The following is a 15874-nucleotide window of genomic DNA, read 5'->3' as shown; positions in this document are numbered from 1 at the left end:
AGGGCCTCCCCGGGGTTTGATCGCGGCACGACCACCGCACCCCGAGCAGGAGGCACCACATGAGCGTCGAGCTCACCGACGAGGGCACCAGCCGCTTCGCCCAGACCCGTTCTTGGAAGCTGCACTACAACGAGGCCGGCGAGGGCCACCCCGTGATCCTGCTGCACGGCAGCGGCGCGGGCGCCACGGGCTGGAGCAACTTCCGGCCCAACATCGGTCCGCTGTCGGAGCGGTTCCGCGCCATCGCGTGGGACGCCCCGGGCTGGGGCCGGTCCGACTCGGCGCCCTCCGACGAGTACGACCACCCCGAGGCCGTCATCGAGCTGATGGACGAGCTCGGCATCGAGCAGGCCGCCCTGGTCGGCAACTCGATGGGCGGCATGATCGCGCTCGCCGTCGCCGCACGGCACCCCGAGCGGGTCTCGCACCTGATCACGATGGGCCCGGGCAGCTTCTTGGACCTGCCGACGCTCTTCGGCGCCGGCGACGGTCCCAGCGAGGGCCTCAAGGTGCTCTTCGAGGGCTACCGGAACCCGACCCCCGAGGTGATGAAGAAGCTCGTCGACATCATGGCGTTCTCCCCGGAGTTCGCCACCGACGAGCTCGCCAAGCTGCGCTCGGACTCCGCGCTCGCGCGTCCCGACCACCTGGAGAACTTCCTGAAGGGCATGGCCGCCGGCCGCGGCCCGGTCTCGAAGCCCGCGACGCCCGCCGAGGTCCGCTCGATCACGGCCCCCTCGCTGCTCATCCACGGGCGCGACGACCGGGTCGTCCACTTCGAGCACTCGATGCGCCTGGTCTCGATGATCGACGACTCGCGCCTGGTCCTGCTCAACCGCTGCGGCCACTGGGCGCAGATCGAGCACGCCGACGAGTTCAACCGGCTCGTCGCCGACTTCGTCACCCACCACTGAGAGGACCGCGACCATGCACGAGGTGCTGAGCCGCGTCGAGGAGGCCGGCGAGGTCTTCGCCGCGACCGCCGCGGAGAGCGAGGAGCTGGGCCGGCTGAGCGACGTCTCCGCCAAGCAGCTGCGCGACAGCGGCGTCATGCGGATGCTGCAGCCGCGGCAGTACGGCGGCCACGAGGCGCACCCGGTCGACTTCTTCGAGGCGGTGCTCGCCGTGGGCGCCCGGTGCGGCTCGGCCGGCTGGGTCGCCGGCGTCGTCGGCGTGCACCCCTGGCAGCTGGGTCAGTGGGACCTGCGGCTCCAGGAGGAGCTGTGGGGCGAGGACCCGGACACGTGGATCGCCTCGCCGTACGCCCCGATCGGCCGGGCCCGCAAGGTCGACGGCGGCTACCGGTTCAGCGGCCGCTGGCCGTTCTCGTCGGGCACCGACCACTGCGACTGGATCATCCTGGGCGGCCTGCTGGTGGACGACGAGGGCACGGTCATCGACCCGACGCCGTGGAACTTCGTGCTCCCGCGCGCCGACTACGAAATCCACCACGACTCCTGGGACGTCATGGGCCTGCGTGGCTCGGGCAGCAAGGACGTGTCGGTCCACGACGCGTTCGTGCCCGACTACCGGGTGAACACCCCGGGCAACTTCGAGGACGGCCACCAGGCCGCGCTCGTCGGCCGCGACGCGGTGACCTACCAGGTGCCGTTCGGCACGATCTTCCCCTCGGCCATCAACGCCGCGACGCTGGCGATGGCCGAGGGCGCGCTGGCCGCGTTCGTCGCGCACACCCGCGGCCGGGTGACCGGCCGCGGCCCGGCGGCGGTCTCCGACCCCGTGCAGCTGGTCGCGCTCGGCGAGGCCGCCGCCGACATCCACGCCGGCCGGGTGCAGTTCCTCGACGACTGGAAGCGGCTGGTCGACGTGGTCGAGGCGGGGGAGCGCATCACCCGCGAGCAGCGCATCGCGGTGCGCCGCAACGGCGTGCGCGCCGTGCGGCGCAGCGTCGACGCAGTCGACCGGCTCTTCATGAACGCCGGCGGCGGGGCGCTCCAGCGCAGCCACCCGCTCCAGCGCTTCTGGCGCGACCTGCACGCCGGCATGAACCACATGTGCAACGTCGCGCACCCGCTGTACCAGGCCTACGGCCACGACCTGTTCGGGCTCGAGGTAGAACCCTTCGGGTGGTGACACCACCCTCGGGCACGTCGTCCGCAGCTCGGAGCCGGACCGCTCCGCCGGCGGATGACGTGCCCGCCGGCGCGTACCACGTGCTGGCGGTCGTCTTCCTCGCGACCGTCGTCATCTCGCTGAGCTCGACGATGCTCACGATCGCGCTGCCGAGCATCGCCGCCGACCTCGACGCGACCGCCGCCGGCACCGGCTGGGCGCTCACGGCGTACCTGCTGACCAACACCGCCTCGATGCTCGCGATGGGCCAGGTCGCCGACGGCGTCGACCGGCGCCGGATGTTCCTCGCGGGCCTCGGCGTCTTCACCCTCACCAGCGCCGCCCTCGGCCTGGTCCAGGGTGTGCCCGCGCTGGTCGTGCTGCGCGGCGTCCAGGGGATCGGTGCGGCGATGCTGTTGTGCAACGCGGTCTCGGTGCTCGTCGTGGTCTTCCCCGGGCGGCTGCTCGGGCGGGCCATGGGTGTCTACCTCGCCGGCTTCTCGATCGCGCAGGTCGCGGGCCCGGCCGCCGGCGGGCTGGTGACCGCGACCGTCGGCTGGCGCTACCTCTTCGCGTGCAGCGTGCCGATCTGCCTTCTCACGCTGGTGTGGGCGCACCGCGCGCTCGGCCGGCTGCCGCAGCCGCCGCGCGAGCGCCTGCGGGTCGACGTGCCGGGGAACCTGCTCGCCGCCCTGGTGCTCGTGCTGGTGCTCGGCGCGATCACGCTCGCGCCCGACCGCGGCTGGGTCGACCCGTGGGTGCTCGGTGGGCTCGCCGGCGGCCTGCTGCTCCTGCCGGTGCTGTGGCGGGTGCAGCGACTGGTGCCGCACCCGGTGCTGGGACCGGTGCTCGAGGCCGACCGCGCGTTCGCCCGCGGGCTGCTGGCCGGCTTCCTGGTCTCCTCGCCGCGACTGGGCATCGTGGTCGCCGCCGGGCTGTGGTTCCAGGGCCTGCGCGGGACCACCGCGCTCGAGGCCGCGGGGCACGTCACCGTGGCTGCGGCCGGGCTCACCGTCGGTGCGCTGGTCGCCGACCGCCTGGCCCGCCGCCGCGGCGAGCTGCGCACCAGCCTGGCCGCCGCGGCCGTGTCCGTCGTCGGCCTCGCGGTGCTGGGGTGGGCGGTCGCGGGGGGAGCAGCGGCGCCGCGCGACGGCGCGTTCACCGTCGGGCTCCTGCTCGTCGGCCTCGGCACCGGGGTCTTCCACCCGCTCAACGTCAGCGCGATCATGCGCGGCGTCGCGCCCGAGCGCGCGGGCAGCGTCAACGCCGTGCGCGTCACCCTGCAGAGCACCAGCCTGGCGCTGGCCACCGCGGCTGCGCTCGCGCTGGCGGTCGTCTTCGTCGGACCGGAGGCTGCCGAGTCCTTCGTCTCCGGCGAGCCTGCCTCGCTCTCGCCCGCTGACGTCGACGGCATCGTCGCGGGCTACCAGGTGCTGCTGGGTCTCTTCGCCGTCCTGGTCGTCGCCGGCGCCGCCGTCACCGCCACCGCCGTCACCGCCACCGCCCACCCCCGTTCCAGGGCGGGCGACCAGGAGGGTCAGCCGCGGTAGTCGCGGGCGATGGCGTCCGCGGTGCGCCGGACCTCGGCGACGACGGTGGCGGGGTTGAAGCGGGTGGCGGGGCCGGAGGCGGAGACGGCGGCGACGGCGCGGCCGTCGGGTCCGAGGACGGGGGCGGCGACGCAGACGAGACCCAGCTGGATCTCCTCCCGGTCGTAGGCGACGCCCTCGGCGTGCACCCGCGAGAGCTCCTGGAGGAAGCGGGCCGGGTCGGCGACGGAGTAGCGGGTGCGCCGGACGAGCCCGCCCTCGAGGACGGCACGGATGGCGTCCCGGCCGTTAAAGGCCAGCATCGCCTTGCCGAGGGCCGAGCAGCTGGCCGGCATCCGGCCGCCGACGGTGCTGGCGACCTGCAGCGGGTCCTGGCCGTGGATCTTCTCCAGGTAGACCACCTCGGTGCCCTCGAGGACGGCGAGGTTGACCAGTCGCTGGGTACGCACGAGCAGCTGGCCGAGGTGCGGGGCCGCGACGTCGCGCAGGCCGCGGGGACGGCAGATCGGGACGCTGTTGCCGAGCTCGAAGAGGTGGCGGCCCAAGCAGTAGTCGCGGCCGATCCGCTCGACGTACCCACCCTGCTCGAGGTGGGTGAGGAGCCGGAACGCGGTGGACTTCGGCACACCGGCGCGGCGGGCGATCTCGCTGACGCCGAGCGTGGGGCCGGCGCCGCGGAACGCGTCGAGCAGCTGCAGCGCCTTCATGACCGACGGGGTCGCCTGCTTCTCGGCCTCGACGTCGGTGCCGCCCTCGATCGCGCGGTGGGGAGCCTCGGGTGCCAGCGTGCCGGTCATGCGTTCCTCCTGCCACGCGGTCGGTGACCGCGATCACTTGTGGTGTGACTCACTGTAGTGATCGATACAGAGAAGTCCAGGGGTTCGCGTGGAATTTGCCGATGAGCGTCGACAAACGCCCCGGCAGCACGTATCGATCGCTCCAGGATGGGCGGGAGAGCGAGGTCGCCAGGCGAGCGCGCGGGCGGCGGCCTCGGCGCAGGCGACGTCCTGGTCCGGGTGGGCGCCGCTGACGGCTACCGCGCCGACGTGGCGGCCGCCGAGGACCAGCGGTACGCCGCCGGGCAGGGTCGTGAAGCGGTGGGGGAGCTGGTCGTCGACGAGGTCCGCCAGCTCGGGGTACGCCGCGCGCAGCTCGCCGAGGGCGGCCGTCGGGGCACGCATGGCCGCCGAGGTGGCCGCCTTGGCGCGTGCGACACCGGGGGTGAACCAGGCCGCGCCGTCGTCGCGGACCACGACCAGGTCGGCCCCGCGCTCGTCGACGACGGCCACGCTGACCGCCAGGCCGTCGGCCCGGGCGGCGGCGAGCGCGGCGACGACCGCGGCCTCCGCCGCGGCCCGGTCGAGACCGGTCACCGCGTGCCCGACGAGGAGGCCGCGGGCGAGGCGGCGGCAGCGTCGAGCATCGTGACCACGAGCTCGGTGAAGACCTCGGCGTCCCAGGTGGTCTCGTCGAGCTGGTAGGAGAAGAACAGGCCATCGGAGAGCGCCATGGCCAGCAGCGCGAGCGCGTCGGAGGTGCCCTCGCGCGCCCCGTCGCCGAGGACGTGGGCGAACCACTGCTCCTGGACCATGCGGGCCTGCCGGCGCACTCCGACGAAGCGGGCGCGGGCCGCCGGCGGGTCGTCGCGCTGCAGGAGGAGCAGCAGGTGGCCCAGGCGCAGGAAGATCGGACGATCGGCGAGGCTGCGGAGGCTGACCCGGAAGTGGTCGCGCAGCTCGTCCTGCCAGGCGGTGCCCGGGGTGGGCGGCAGCCAGGCCGGCTGCGCGACGTACCACTCCTGGTAGGAGTGCTCGATCGCGGCAGCGAGCAGGTCGTCCTTGTCCTTGAAGTGCCAGTAGAGCGAGCTGGCGGGCAGGCCGGCCTGCTTGCAGATGCGGGAGATCGTGGCGCCGTCGTAGCCGCTCTCGCCGGCGACGTCGGCGGCGGCGCGCAGCAGCCGTTCGCGACCGGAGTCGGGCTCGGCGACCACCAGGCGCACCGGCGGCACGCGTCGGCCGGTGCGGCGCGAGCGCGGCTGGCCGTCGTCGGCGAGCAGGTGCTGCGCGGCGGCGGCCAGGCCGTGCGCCAGGGCGTGGACGAGGGGGGTGAGGTCCTCGTCGGTGTCGGACTGGTGGGCGAGGAAGAGCCCGTCGGTGCTGGAGAGCGTCAGCTGGGCGAGGGTGCGTGCGTGGGTGCCGGTGGGGTCGGCGTCGCCGAGCGCGCGGGTCCACCAGGCCGTGAGCCGGGTGAGGGCCTGCGCGCGCACCCGGAGGAACCGGTCGCGCGGCTCGGCGCCGACGCTCGGGCCGGTCTCGAGGGCGAGCAGCAGGCCCATGCGCCAGAAGCCGGGCTCGTCGTCGAGCGCGCGGCTGGTCGCGGACAGCTGGCGCAGCACCTCGTCGAGGAGCGGCTGCGTCGGGTCCAGGTCGGTCCAGCGGGGGTGCTCGTCGGTGAACCGGGTGTACCCGTGGTCGAGCGCGTCGGCGAGCAGCTCGTCCTTGTTGCCGAAGTGCCAGTAGACCGAGCTCGCGGGCAGGCTGCTGGCCTTGGTGACCAGGGCCATCGTGGTGCCGACGTACCCCCGCTCACCGGCGATGCGGAGGGTCGCCTCGAGGATCGCGCGCCGGGACGCCTCGCCCTGCGAGTGCTGACGGGTCGTCTTGCGTGCCATGGCTCCGCTTCCATCGGGTCACCGCCGCGCCGCGGCGGTGACCGAGTCTAGTGAGCGCCCGGCGGCCGGGCGTCGACGGTGAGGCGCGGGGTGACGACCACCACGAGCGCGAGGAGGGCGCACAGGCCGGCCACGGCCATCGTCGCGCCCATGAGCCCGCCCGAGACGCCGCCGGCGGAGACCAGCGGCGGCACCGCGGCGCCGAGCAGGAACTGGCTGGCGCCCAGCAGCGCCGATGCCGACCCGGCGTCGGCGGCGTGGGGGACCAGCGCGAGGGCCGTGCTGTTGCCCAGTGACATGCCGAGGCCGGCGAGCACCAGCCACAGCGGCACGACGACCAGGCCCAGCGGCGCGTGCACCGTGAGCAGCACGAACGCCGCGGTCGACGCGCCCGCGACGAGCGTGAGCCCGCAGCGCAGGAGGTACGCCGGCCCCAGTCGGCCGACCAGCCGGGCGCTGACCTGGCTGCCGACGACCATGCCGGCGGCGTTCGCGCCGAAGACCCAGGCGTAGGCCACCGGTCCCAGGCCGTAGTCGCCGCGCAGCACGAACGAGCTCATGGAGATGTAGCCGAACAGCACGACGCCGAGGAGCGCGCTGACGACCAGGAAGCCCCGGAAGCGGGCGTCGGCGAGCAGCCGGCGCAGCGCACGGCGGCGCACCGGGGCGGCGGTGCGGGCGACCGGCGGCCGGGTCTCGTGGAGCACCATGACGCAGGCCGCGAGCAGCAGCAGCCCGACGAGGCCGAGGAAGACGAAGATGCCGCGCCAGTCGGTCAGCGCGAGCAGCTGCCCGCCGAGCAGCGGCCCGAGCACCGGCGCCAGACCCATGACGAGCATGAGCTCGGAGAAGACCTTCGCGGCGCGCGCCCCGTCGTAGACGTCGCGCACGATCGCGCGGGCCACGACCATCGCGGCGGCCCCGGCGAGCCCCTGGACCAGCCGCAGCACCAGCAGGACGCCGACGTCGCCGGCGACCGCACACAGGAACGACGTCACGGCCAGCACCAGCACGCCCCACCGCAGCGGACGCATCCGTCCGACCCGGTCGCTCAGCGGGCCGGCGACCAGCTGGCCGAGCGCGAGCCCGACCAGGCAGACCGACATGGTCAGCTGCGCCATGGCGTCGGAGGTGCCGAGCGAGCTGGCCAGGTCGGGGAGGCCGGGCAGGTAGAGGTCGGTGACCAGCGGCGCGACGGCCGTCAGCGCGCCGAGGGTCACCAGGACGCCCCGGGAGAGCTCGGGAGCGGTCTCGGGTGAGGACCCGGGGGAGGACCCGGCGGCCTCGACGGCGCCGGCGCGGTCGTCGCGGGAGGTGGCGGTCACGGCTGCATCGTGGCGGGCGGCCCGGCGGCGTACGACGGCGGTGTGCCTGTCCGCGGCACGGCAGCCGCCCCGGTCCAGTGCTGGTCCCGCCCCGGTCCGCAGAGCGGCACACGGCGCTGTGTGACGCATGCCACGACGGCCCATGGTCGGCACGTCTCGGACCTCACCACCCGGCACCAGCCACCACCAGTCACCACCAGCCATCCCGGCAGACCACCGGCGGCCCGCGGGCCCCGCACGGCAGAAGGAAGTCCCATGTCACCTCATCGTCAGACCGCTCGACGAGGCGCGGCGCTGCTCGCGTCCGCGGCACTCGTGGGCATGCTCGGCGCCTGCGCGCAGGACAGCGTCAAGGCCGACACCGGCGGCAGCGCGGAGGACAGCGCGAGCGGCATCGCGAAGGCCGAGGAGGCCGTCGCGGCCATGCGCGGCGAGGTCACGGAGTACCCCGAGGAGCCGGCGCTGTCCTCGACGCCGGACATGGCGGGCAAGAAGATCACCGTCATCCCGCTGGGCGACAACATCCCGGTCATCCACGGCGTCGCCGTCGGCATCCAGGACGCGATGGAGGCGGTCGGCGCGACCGCCAGCATCTGCGACGGCAAGTTCACCCCGACCGCGGTGGCCGACTGCCTCAAGCAGGCCGGCGACCAGGGTGCCGACGCGGTCGTCTCGCTGTTCATCGACTACGCGATGGCCGGCACCGCGTTCGACGCGCTCGCCGACAAGGGCGTCCCGGTGCTCATCGGCGGCGTGGAGCCGACCGGCGGCCGCGAGTCCGACGACACCCTGGCCTTCTACGACAACACCGGTCGCGTGGGCCAGCTGTACGACGCCATGTCGATGTCCGCGCTCGCCCAGGGCGGGGAGGACACCAACGTGCTGTGGCTGCGGCTGATGGACTCCACGACCACCCGGGGCGCCAGCGACCAGGGCGTCGCGACGTTCAAGGAGCTGTGCCCGACCTGCGGCGTCGCGACGGCGGACTTCACCACCGCCAACCTCGACAAGCTGCCCTCCGCGGTCAGCGCCGCGATGGTCGCCAACCCCGACACCAACGCGATGATCGTGCCGGTCGACAGCTTCGTGCCGCCGGCCATGCAGGGCCTGCAGAGCTCCGGCAAGGCCGACCAGGTCCAGGTCTTCTCCTCCAGCTCCGACCTCGCCGGCCTCCAGCGGGTGCGCGACGGCCAGCAGGCCTCCGACCTCGGCACCCCGGTGGTCTACGAGGGCTGGAAGTACGCCAACGGCCTGATGCAGCTGCTCGCCGGTGACGAGGTGCAGCCGGCCGACGCGATGGTCACCCGCGACTTCACCGCGGAGAACGTCGCCGACCTCGAGCTCACCGACGACGCCTACTTCACGCCCGACTGGTTCGGCGACGACCGCTTCAAGGACGTCTTCCTGAAGGCGTGGGGCGTGAGCTGACGATGACCTCGACCCCTCGGCTGGAGGCCCGCGGCGCCAGCAAGACCTTCGGCCCCAGCACGGTGCTGGAGGACGCCCACCTGGTCGTCCAGCCGGGGGAGATCCACTCCCTCGTGGGCCAGAACGGGTCGGGCAAGTCGACGCTGGTGAAGATCCTCACCGGCTACCACGCGCCCGACAGCGGGATGACCCTCGAGGTGGACGGTCGGCCGCTCGCGCTGCCCGTCCAGTGGCGGGCGGCCCAGGCCGCCGGCGTGTCCGTGGTCCACCAGGACATGGGCCTGCTGGACCACCTGACCGTCAGCGAGAACGTCGGCATCGGCGGCTTCGCCCGCAAGCGGCTGACCGGCCGCATCGACTGGCGCCGCCAGGACGAGGTCGCTGCGGGGATCCTCGAGCGGCTCGAGATCCCGGTCCACCCCCGCACGCTCGTCGCCGACCTGGCCCCGGCGCACCGGGCCGGCGTCGCGATCGCACGGGCACTGCGCGGCACGGTGCCGGGCGAGGGACTGATGGTGCTCGACGAGGCCACCCGGGCCCTGCCGCGCGAGGACCTCGCCCGCATCCACGACCTGCTCCGGCGCGTGGTGGACTCCGGCACGGCGGTGCTGATGGTCAGCCATAACCTCGAGGAGGTGCTGACCACCAGCCAGCGGGTCACGGTGCTGCGCGACGGCCGGGTGGCCGGCGCCGGGCTGCCGACCGACGAGCTCACCGAGGCCGACCTGGCCCGGCTGATGCTCGGCAAGACCGTCGACGCGGTCACCCGGGTGCCGTCGGTCGACCCGCTCCCGGATGGCCCGGCCGCGGAGGTCGCCGACCTCGAGGTCGACGGCCGGCCGGTCTCGATCACGGTCCGCCGCGGCGAGGTGGTTGGCCTGACCGGCCTCCCGGGCACGGGCTTCGAGAAGGTGCCGTACCTCCTCGCCGGCGCCACCCGCGCCCGCACCGGCACGGTCACGACCCCCACGGGCCGGGTCGACCTGACCCGGGCGTCGGTGTCGGAGACCCTGCGGGCCGGGATCGCGCTCGTGCCCGAGCGGCGGGTGCGCGACGGGCTCGCCGTCGACCTCAGCGTCCGCGACAACCTCGCGCTGCCGAGCCTGCGCCGGCGTGGCAGCCCGTGGCTGGTGCGGCGCGGGTGGCAGGCCGAGCTGACCGACGACGCGGTGCGGCGCCTGGGGATCAAGGCGCGCTCCGGCGACGACCTGGTCAAGGAGCTCAGCGGCGGCAACCAGCAGAAGGTCCTCTTCGCCAAGTGGCTCTCCACCGACCCGGACCTGCTCGTGCTGCACGAACCGACCCAGGCCGTCGACGTCGGCGCGAGGGCCGACCTGCTGCGGGCGATCGGCGACGCGGCCGCCGCCGGGCGGGGCGTGCTGCTGGTCAGCACCGAGCCCACCGACCTCGTCGAGATCTGCGACCGGGTCCTCGTGCTGCACCCCGGCCTCGAGCCGCGCGAGCTGCACACCGACGACCCCGACGTGCTGCTCGAGGCCGTCTACAACGTCCCCACCACCACCGGAGCCACCCATGCCTGAGACCACCGTCGACCACCTCGTCAGCGACGACGAGACCTCGCAGCGGATCCTCGCCGACGACGGCGTGGTCGCCCCCGCCCCCGCCCAGGGGGAGAGGCCCCGCCGCGGCGGCGCCGGCCTGCTGCGCACCGCCGCCTCGAAGTACGCCCTGATCGGCGTCTGGGCGCTCATGGCGCTCTACTTCTACTCCCAGGTGCCGGACACCTTCGGCACGAGCGGGACGTTCTCCTCGATCTTCGGCTCCCAGCAGGTGCTGGTCTTCCTGGCGATGTCGGCCCTGGTCACGCTCGTGGTGGGGGAGTTCGACCTCTCGGTCGCGGCGATGATGGGCATCACCGCCACCGTCATCCCGGTGCTCGCCGGCGTGCACGGCATGCACATCGTCCCGGCCTGCCTGATCGGTGTCGGCGCGGCCGTCCTGGCCGGCGCGGTCAACGCGTTCTTCGTCGTGGTGCTCGACGTCTCGTCGTTCGTCGTCACCCTCGGCATGGCGACGCTGCTGACCGGTGTCGCGCAGATGGTCTCCGGGTCCACCATCGTCTCGGTCAGCAGCCCCGGCCTGGCGAAGATCGCGATCGGCGACGTCCTCGGGATGCCCGTGTCGTTCTGGTACGGCATCGCGCTGGCCGTCCTCATCGCCTACGTCCTGGCCTGGACCCCGCTCGGGCGCTCGATGGTCTTCGTCGGCGCCAACGCCGAGGTCGCCCGCCTCGCCGGCATCCGGGTGCAGCGCGTCCGCTTCGGCGCCTACGTCACCGCCGGCCTGCTCGCCGGCCTGGCCGGCCTGGTGCTGGTCGCGACGGTCGGCGGCTTCGACTCCTCGACCTCGAACAGCTACCTGCTGCCGGCCCTGGCCGCAGTGTTCCTCGGCACCGCCGTGGTGCAGCCGGGTGCGTTCAACCCGATCGGCACGATGGTGGCGATCTACTTCCTGACCACCGGCATCTTCGGCCTGCAGCTGCTCGGGTACGCCGGGTGGATCCAGAACGTCTTCTACGGCGCGGGCCTCGTCGTCGCCGTCGCGCTGGCGAAGGTCGTCCGCGACCGCTCCCGCGCGCGCTGACCCGACGGCGTACCCCGTCCGTCGGTGCGTGCCGGTCCCCGGCACGCAGCGGTGGTGGCCCAGGTCACACGTGCCTAGCGTCATCTGTAGTGATCGTTACGGAAACGCCGGCGCTCACCCCCGAACTCGCGGCACGCGCCGCGCTCCAGAGATGAGGAACCCCATGCACGAGGTCGTGGAGAAGGTCCACAAGGCCGCCGACGTCCTGCGCGAGGAGGCGGTCCCCAGCGACGAGCTGGGCCGGCTGACCGACCGCACCGTCGAGGCGATGAAGGAGTCGGGCCTGGTCCGGCTGCTCCAGCCCGTCGAGCACGGCGGCCACGAGGCCACCCTCGCGGACTTCCTGGAGGCCGCGATGTCGGTCGGTGCGGCGTCACCGTCGGCCGGCTGGGTCGCCGGCGTCGTGGGCGTGCACCCGTGGGAGATCGCGATGATGGACCCGCGGATGCAGGAGGAGATCTGGGGCGAGGACCAGGACACCTGGACCGCGTCGCCGTACGCCCCGATCGGCCGCGCGACCCGGGTCGACGGCGGTTTCCTCTTCACCGGGCAGTGGCCCTACTCGACCGGCACCGACCACGCCGGCTGGGTCATCCTCGGCGGCATCGTCGTGGGGGAGGACGGACAGCCGGGCATGCCGCCGGACGTGCGCCACTTCGTCATCCCGCGCTCGGACTACGAGATCGTCGAGGACTCCTGGAACGTCATGGGGCTGCTCGGCACCGGCTCCAAGGACGTCCGGATGACCGACGTCTTCATCCCCGACCACCGCGTCGTCGAGGCGGCCACCATGTCGGCCGGCGGCTACGAGCACCGGCAGGAGGGCAAGCCGCTCTACCAGCTGAAGTTCCCCGTGGTGTTCTCCGCGGCCGTCGCGGCCGCCACCCAGGGCATCGCCCAGGGCGCGCTCGCGGCCTACCGCGACTACCTCGCCGGCCGCGTCTCCGCCGACGGCATCGTCGGCCGGACCGACCCGACCCAGCTGACGACGTACGCCGAGGCGGCAGCCGACATCGCCGCCAGCCGCTGCCACCTGCTCACCTCCGCCGTCGAGCTGCAGGAGCACGTCACCAAGGGCGGGGAGATCACCCGCGCCCAGCGGCTGACCTTCCGCCGTGACCAGGTCCGCGCCTCGCGGCGGGCCGCGGACGCCGTCGACCGGCTGTTCAAGATCAGCGGCGCGAGCGGCATCCGCAAGGACTTCGCCAACGAGCGCTACTGGCGCGACCTGCAGGTCGGCCTCAGCCACATCTGCAACGTCGCCGAGAACGTCTACACCGGTTGGTCGACCGACGACCTCGGTGGCGAGGCCAGCCCGGCCCTCTTCGTCTGACCCGTCCGGACCCGCACCACCTCACACACAGGAGAAGCACGAATGATCACTTCGCTCGCCTACCTCGGGGTGAGCTCGCCCCGTTCGGAGGACTGGCGCAGGTTCGGCGCCGGGTTCCTCGGCGCCGAGCTCGCGGAGGACGGCCCGGACGGCTCGGTGCGCCTGCGCGTCGACGACGCCGCCTGGCGCCTCCAGATCCACCCCGCCGAGGAGGACTCGGTCGCGTACTTCGGCTGGGCCGTGGACCACGAGGAGGACCTCGACGTCGTCCTCGAGCGGCTCGCCGCCGCCGGGGTGGTCGCCGAGCGCGGCTCCACCGAGCTCGCGGAGGCCCGCTCGGTCAACCAGCTGATCACCTTCACCGACCCGTGGGGCTTCCCGCACGAGGTCACCTGGGGCCAGCACTTCTACCCCTCGACGTTCCGCCCCGGCCGCGCCATCTCCGGGTTCGTCACCGGCACCCAGGGCCTGGGTCACGTGCTGCTGATGATGCCCGACATCGAGGCCGGCCACCGGTTCTTCCACGACGTCCTGGGCTTCAAGCTCTCGGACAAGATCATCGTGCCCGGCCAGCTGAACGCGCGGTTCTACCACGTCAACGAGCGCCACCACACGCTCGCGCTCGGCCAGTGCCCGCCCGGCGTCGCGGTCTTCAACCACCTCATGCTGCAGATGAGGTCGATCGACGACGTCGGCTCGGCCTACGACATGCTCGACGAGTACGACGTGCCGATCACCCTCAGCCTGGGCCGCCACACGAACGACAAGACGTTCAGCTTCTACTGCGCCACCCCGTCGCTGTTCAACGTCGAGGTCGGCTTCGACGGCATCGAGGTCAACGAGGACTGGGTGCCCTACACGTACGGCGCCGCCGCCATCTGGGGCCACAAGCTCGACCCCGAGGCCAAGAACCGGCCCCCGGGCATCGTGCACCCCCTGGCCGAGTAGCCCCCGGCTCCCTCGCTGCTGCCCCGGACGGGTCGCGTCCGGGGCAGCAGTCGTTCGTGCGCCCGCTCGGGACCGACCGATCGCCGGGAACGCGCGCTGCTCTGGCCGCCGGGGCGTCGACGATCCTCAAGCTGCGCCGGGGTGCCGCGCCCTGCGCCGGGTCGGCGCTGGAACCGCGAGATGTGGCGTAGGTGCGTTGCAGCCGGGGCGAGCGCGATGGGCAGCGCACGGTTGACACCAACTGAGGTGGGGACGACGAGCCCAGTCGCGACAGGGTCGCCGCAGCACGGGCTAGGAGCTGTCGGGCCCTCGACTAGCCGTCCCAGCCTCCGGCTGGCGGCGTCGGTAGTCACCATTTTCCGGTGGCGCAGGCACGATCCTCACCAGTTGGCGGGGGATGGCCGTCGCCGGACGGGAGCAACGCGCGTTCGGGACCCTCGGCGCCGCCTGGCGGCGACTCGGCGGGTCCCCTTTGTCCCGTCCGGCGACGGCTGTCGAGCCAGCCCTGAAGACTGGGCGCGGACAGAGCAGGCAAGCACGCACCGCGCTCTGGTCGATGGTGGTGAGCACATCGGCACGTCGCTCGCTCAACGTCTGGTCTGCCCTCGCCGCTCGCCTCGCGGCGGGGACGACTCACATCGGGAAGTCGGCCTCGTACCAAGCCCGGTAGTCGGAGGCACGGTCCGCGCCGCCGCCGGTGGCGAGGTCCCGCTCGACGCAGCGCGCGGCGGTGCGGACCGTGTCGATCCAGGCGTTGACGACGCGGCCGGGGACGCCGGCGGGGAGCTGGGTGGCGCGCAGCACCATCGCGACCCGGGAGTCGGGACCGTGGACGGGGACGACGACCGCGCCGACGTCGTACGTCTCGTCGGGCAGGACCTCCACGTCGTCGAAGAAGTGGCGGGTCTGGGCGAGGACGGCGCGGACGGCACGCTCGCGGGCGGGGGTGAGCTCGCCGGAGGCGTACTCCGCCAGTGCTTCGTGCATCCGGTCGTAGTCGGCGCGGGCGCCGGGTCCGACCATGCTCAGCGCGACGCCGTTGGCGGCGACGGTGGCCAGGCGGCGTCGGTAGCAGTCGACGAGATCGGGGTCGTTCGGCGTGACCTTCGCGAGCCAGCGCTCGACGACCTCGGGGGCGGCGCCCGCGACGTACGCCTCGCCGATCGGGGGGATGAGCGGGATCCGTTGGCCCAGCGGCTCGACCATCGTCGCGCTGCCGCCGTAGGCGCTCACGGCCGTGGTCAGCTCGTCGTGGCTGACCGCGACCAGCGCGGCAGCCTCGCAGCCCAGGGACGCCGCCAGCCGCTCGACCTGGGAGCGGGCGCGGTCGCCGAGCCGCACGGCGGTGATCAGCTCGCAGTCGCCGCGGGCGGCCATGCCGGCGGGGGAGAACCCGCCGTACCCGCCCTGGAAGAACAGCAGCGGGGTCGCCGGCCGGGTCACCTCCATCGCGTCGACCGCGCACAGCACGATCCAGTGGTCCCCGGCCGGGACGACCGACTCCTGGCGGCAGTGCACGTGGGCGACCGCGTCGTCGAGCACCGGTGCGCCGGCGGGGGAGAGGTGCCACGCGACCTCGTCGAACTTGTCGGGCTTCGGCACCGCCATCGTCCGGCACAGCGCGAGCTGGTCGTGGGCCAGGACGTTGATGCACAGGGCGTCAGCGCCGGCCAACCGGTCCCACGTGCGCGACCCGACCTGCGGCATGAACGCGACGAGCGGCGGGTCGATGGAGACGCTGCTGAACGTGCCGACGACCATGCCGACCGGCTCGCCGTCCACGGTGCCGGTCACCACGGCCACGCCGGTGGGGTAGTGGCCCATGACCTCCCGGTAGTGGGCCGGGTCGATCGCAGTGCGGTCCGCTGTCTCCATGGCCGCACCGTGCGCCTGCCGCGGGCGGTCGCTCAAGAGGTCCATGCCGCCCCTCGGCACACCCCTC

At 73.5% G+C, this 15874-nt stretch carries 13 protein-coding genes; 8 read left to right on the top strand and 5 right to left on the bottom strand.

Going from position 1 to position 15874, the window contains the following annotated elements; translation table 11 throughout:
- Positions 1-59: 59 nt before the first annotated feature.
- The 3 genes from QWY29_RS10430 to QWY29_RS10420 are packed head-to-tail and all read left to right on the top strand — an operon-like array spanning position 60 to position 3623.
- Entirely contained in the window at positions 60-914 is an 855-nt protein-coding gene (locus tag QWY29_RS10430) for an alpha/beta fold hydrolase (RefSeq protein ID WP_300960678.1), read from the top strand.
- Between the two features lie 13 nt (positions 915-927).
- Positions 928-2094: an acyl-CoA dehydrogenase family protein gene (locus QWY29_RS10425; protein WP_300960677.1), complete on the top strand. Its 1167-nt coding sequence runs from the start codon at positions 928-930 to the stop codon at positions 2092-2094.
- A 59-nt stretch (positions 2095-2153) separates the two neighbouring features.
- The gene (locus QWY29_RS10420; protein WP_300960675.1) at positions 2154-3623 is read left to right on the top strand and encodes an MFS transporter; all 1470 of its coding nucleotides are present in this window, start codon (positions 2154-2156) and stop codon (positions 3621-3623) included.
- Here the strand turns inward: QWY29_RS10420 and QWY29_RS10415 are convergent.
- Genes QWY29_RS10415 through QWY29_RS10400 form a run of 4 tightly spaced genes read right to left on the bottom strand, consistent with a single transcriptional unit; the run spans position 3611 to position 7619 of the window.
- The gene (locus QWY29_RS10415; protein ID WP_300960674.1) at positions 3611-4420 is read right to left on the bottom strand and encodes an IclR family transcriptional regulator; all 810 of its coding nucleotides are present in this window, start codon (positions 4418-4420) and stop codon (positions 3611-3613) included. The genes QWY29_RS10420 and QWY29_RS10415 overlap by 13 nt on opposite strands.
- A gap of 33 nt (positions 4421-4453) precedes the next feature.
- A complete protein-coding gene (locus QWY29_RS10410) occupies positions 4454-4996 on the bottom strand; it encodes a GlcG/HbpS family heme-binding protein (protein WP_300960673.1) in 543 nt (180 codons plus the stop codon).
- Entirely contained in the window at positions 4993-6294 is a 1302-nt protein-coding gene (locus QWY29_RS10405; protein WP_300960672.1) for a TetR/AcrR family transcriptional regulator, read from the bottom strand. Before QWY29_RS10405 ends, QWY29_RS10410 begins: the two co-directional genes overlap by 4 nt.
- Positions 6295-6341: 47 nt before the next feature.
- Positions 6342-7619, bottom strand: a complete 1278-nt coding sequence (locus QWY29_RS10400; protein ID WP_300960670.1) for a multidrug effflux MFS transporter — start codon at positions 7617-7619, stop codon at positions 6342-6344.
- A 255-nt stretch (positions 7620-7874) separates the two neighbouring features.
- Here QWY29_RS10400 and QWY29_RS10395 point away from each other — a divergent pair, with 255 nt between their 5' ends.
- The 5 genes from QWY29_RS10395 to QWY29_RS10375 all read left to right on the top strand — a co-directional run bounded on the left by QWY29_RS10395 (position 7875) and on the right by QWY29_RS10375 (position 13932).
- Positions 7875-9047 carry a sugar ABC transporter substrate-binding protein gene (locus tag QWY29_RS10395; protein ID WP_300960669.1) on the top strand — a complete coding sequence of 391 codons (1173 nt, stop codon included), beginning with the start codon at positions 7875-7877 and terminating at the stop codon, positions 9045-9047.
- Positions 9048-9049: 2 nt separating this feature from the next.
- A complete protein-coding gene (locus tag QWY29_RS10390) occupies positions 9050-10588 on the top strand; it encodes a sugar ABC transporter ATP-binding protein (RefSeq protein ID WP_300960668.1) in 1539 nt (512 codons plus the stop codon).
- Positions 10581-11651 (top strand): ABC transporter permease, encoded by a 1071-nt coding sequence (locus QWY29_RS10385; protein WP_300960667.1) that lies wholly within the window; start codon positions 10581-10583, stop codon positions 11649-11651. The genes QWY29_RS10390 and QWY29_RS10385 overlap by 8 nt, the downstream gene beginning before the upstream one ends.
- A gap of 151 nt (positions 11652-11802) precedes the next feature.
- Positions 11803-12984 (top strand): acyl-CoA dehydrogenase family protein, encoded by a 1182-nt coding sequence (locus QWY29_RS10380; protein WP_300960666.1) that lies wholly within the window; start codon positions 11803-11805, stop codon positions 12982-12984.
- 42 nt (positions 12985-13026) lie between these two features.
- On the top strand, positions 13027-13932 hold the full coding sequence (locus QWY29_RS10375) for a VOC family protein (protein ID WP_300960665.1): 906 nt from the start codon (positions 13027-13029) through the stop codon (positions 13930-13932).
- Positions 13933-14565: 633 nt separating this feature from the next.
- Here the strand turns inward: QWY29_RS10375 and QWY29_RS10370 are convergent.
- Positions 14566-15807 (bottom strand): flavin reductase family protein, encoded by a 1242-nt coding sequence (locus QWY29_RS10370; protein ID WP_300960663.1) that lies wholly within the window; start codon positions 15805-15807, stop codon positions 14566-14568.
- Positions 15808-15874: the final 67 nt, after the last annotated feature.

The organism is Nocardioides abyssi (assembly GCF_030412915.1).
In the GTDB taxonomy this organism is placed as follows: Bacteria; Actinomycetota; Actinomycetes; order Propionibacteriales; family Nocardioidaceae; genus Nocardioides; species Nocardioides abyssi.
Note: the sequence above shows the minus strand (reverse complement) of the source record. Positions and strands in the feature narration are given on the sequence as shown.

Coding starts and splice junctions, on each gene's coding strand:
- QWY29_RS10380 (WP_300960666.1), top strand. CDS start 11,803: ATGAGGAACCCCATGCACGAGGTCGTGGAGAAGGTCCACAAGGCCGCC.
- QWY29_RS10415 (WP_300960674.1), bottom strand. CDS start 4,420: ATGACCGGCACGCTGGCACCCGAGGCTCCCCACCGCGCGATCGAGGGC.
- QWY29_RS10395 (WP_300960669.1), top strand. CDS start 7,875: ATGTCACCTCATCGTCAGACCGCTCGACGAGGCGCGGCGCTGCTCGCG.
- QWY29_RS10385 (WP_300960667.1), top strand. CDS start 10,581: ATGCCTGAGACCACCGTCGACCACCTCGTCAGCGACGACGAGACCTCG.
- QWY29_RS10375 (WP_300960665.1), top strand. CDS start 13,027: ATGATCACTTCGCTCGCCTACCTCGGGGTGAGCTCGCCCCGTTCGGAG.
- QWY29_RS10405 (WP_300960672.1), bottom strand. CDS start 6,294: ATGGCACGCAAGACGACCCGTCAGCACTCGCAGGGCGAGGCGTCCCGG.
- QWY29_RS10425 (WP_300960677.1), top strand. CDS start 928: ATGCACGAGGTGCTGAGCCGCGTCGAGGAGGCCGGCGAGGTCTTCGCC.
- QWY29_RS10370 (WP_300960663.1), bottom strand. CDS start 15,807: ATGGAGACAGCGGACCGCACTGCGATCGACCCGGCCCACTACCGGGAG.
- QWY29_RS10430 (WP_300960678.1), top strand. CDS start 60: ATGAGCGTCGAGCTCACCGACGAGGGCACCAGCCGCTTCGCCCAGACC.
- QWY29_RS10390 (WP_300960668.1), top strand. CDS start 9,050: ATGACCTCGACCCCTCGGCTGGAGGCCCGCGGCGCCAGCAAGACCTTC.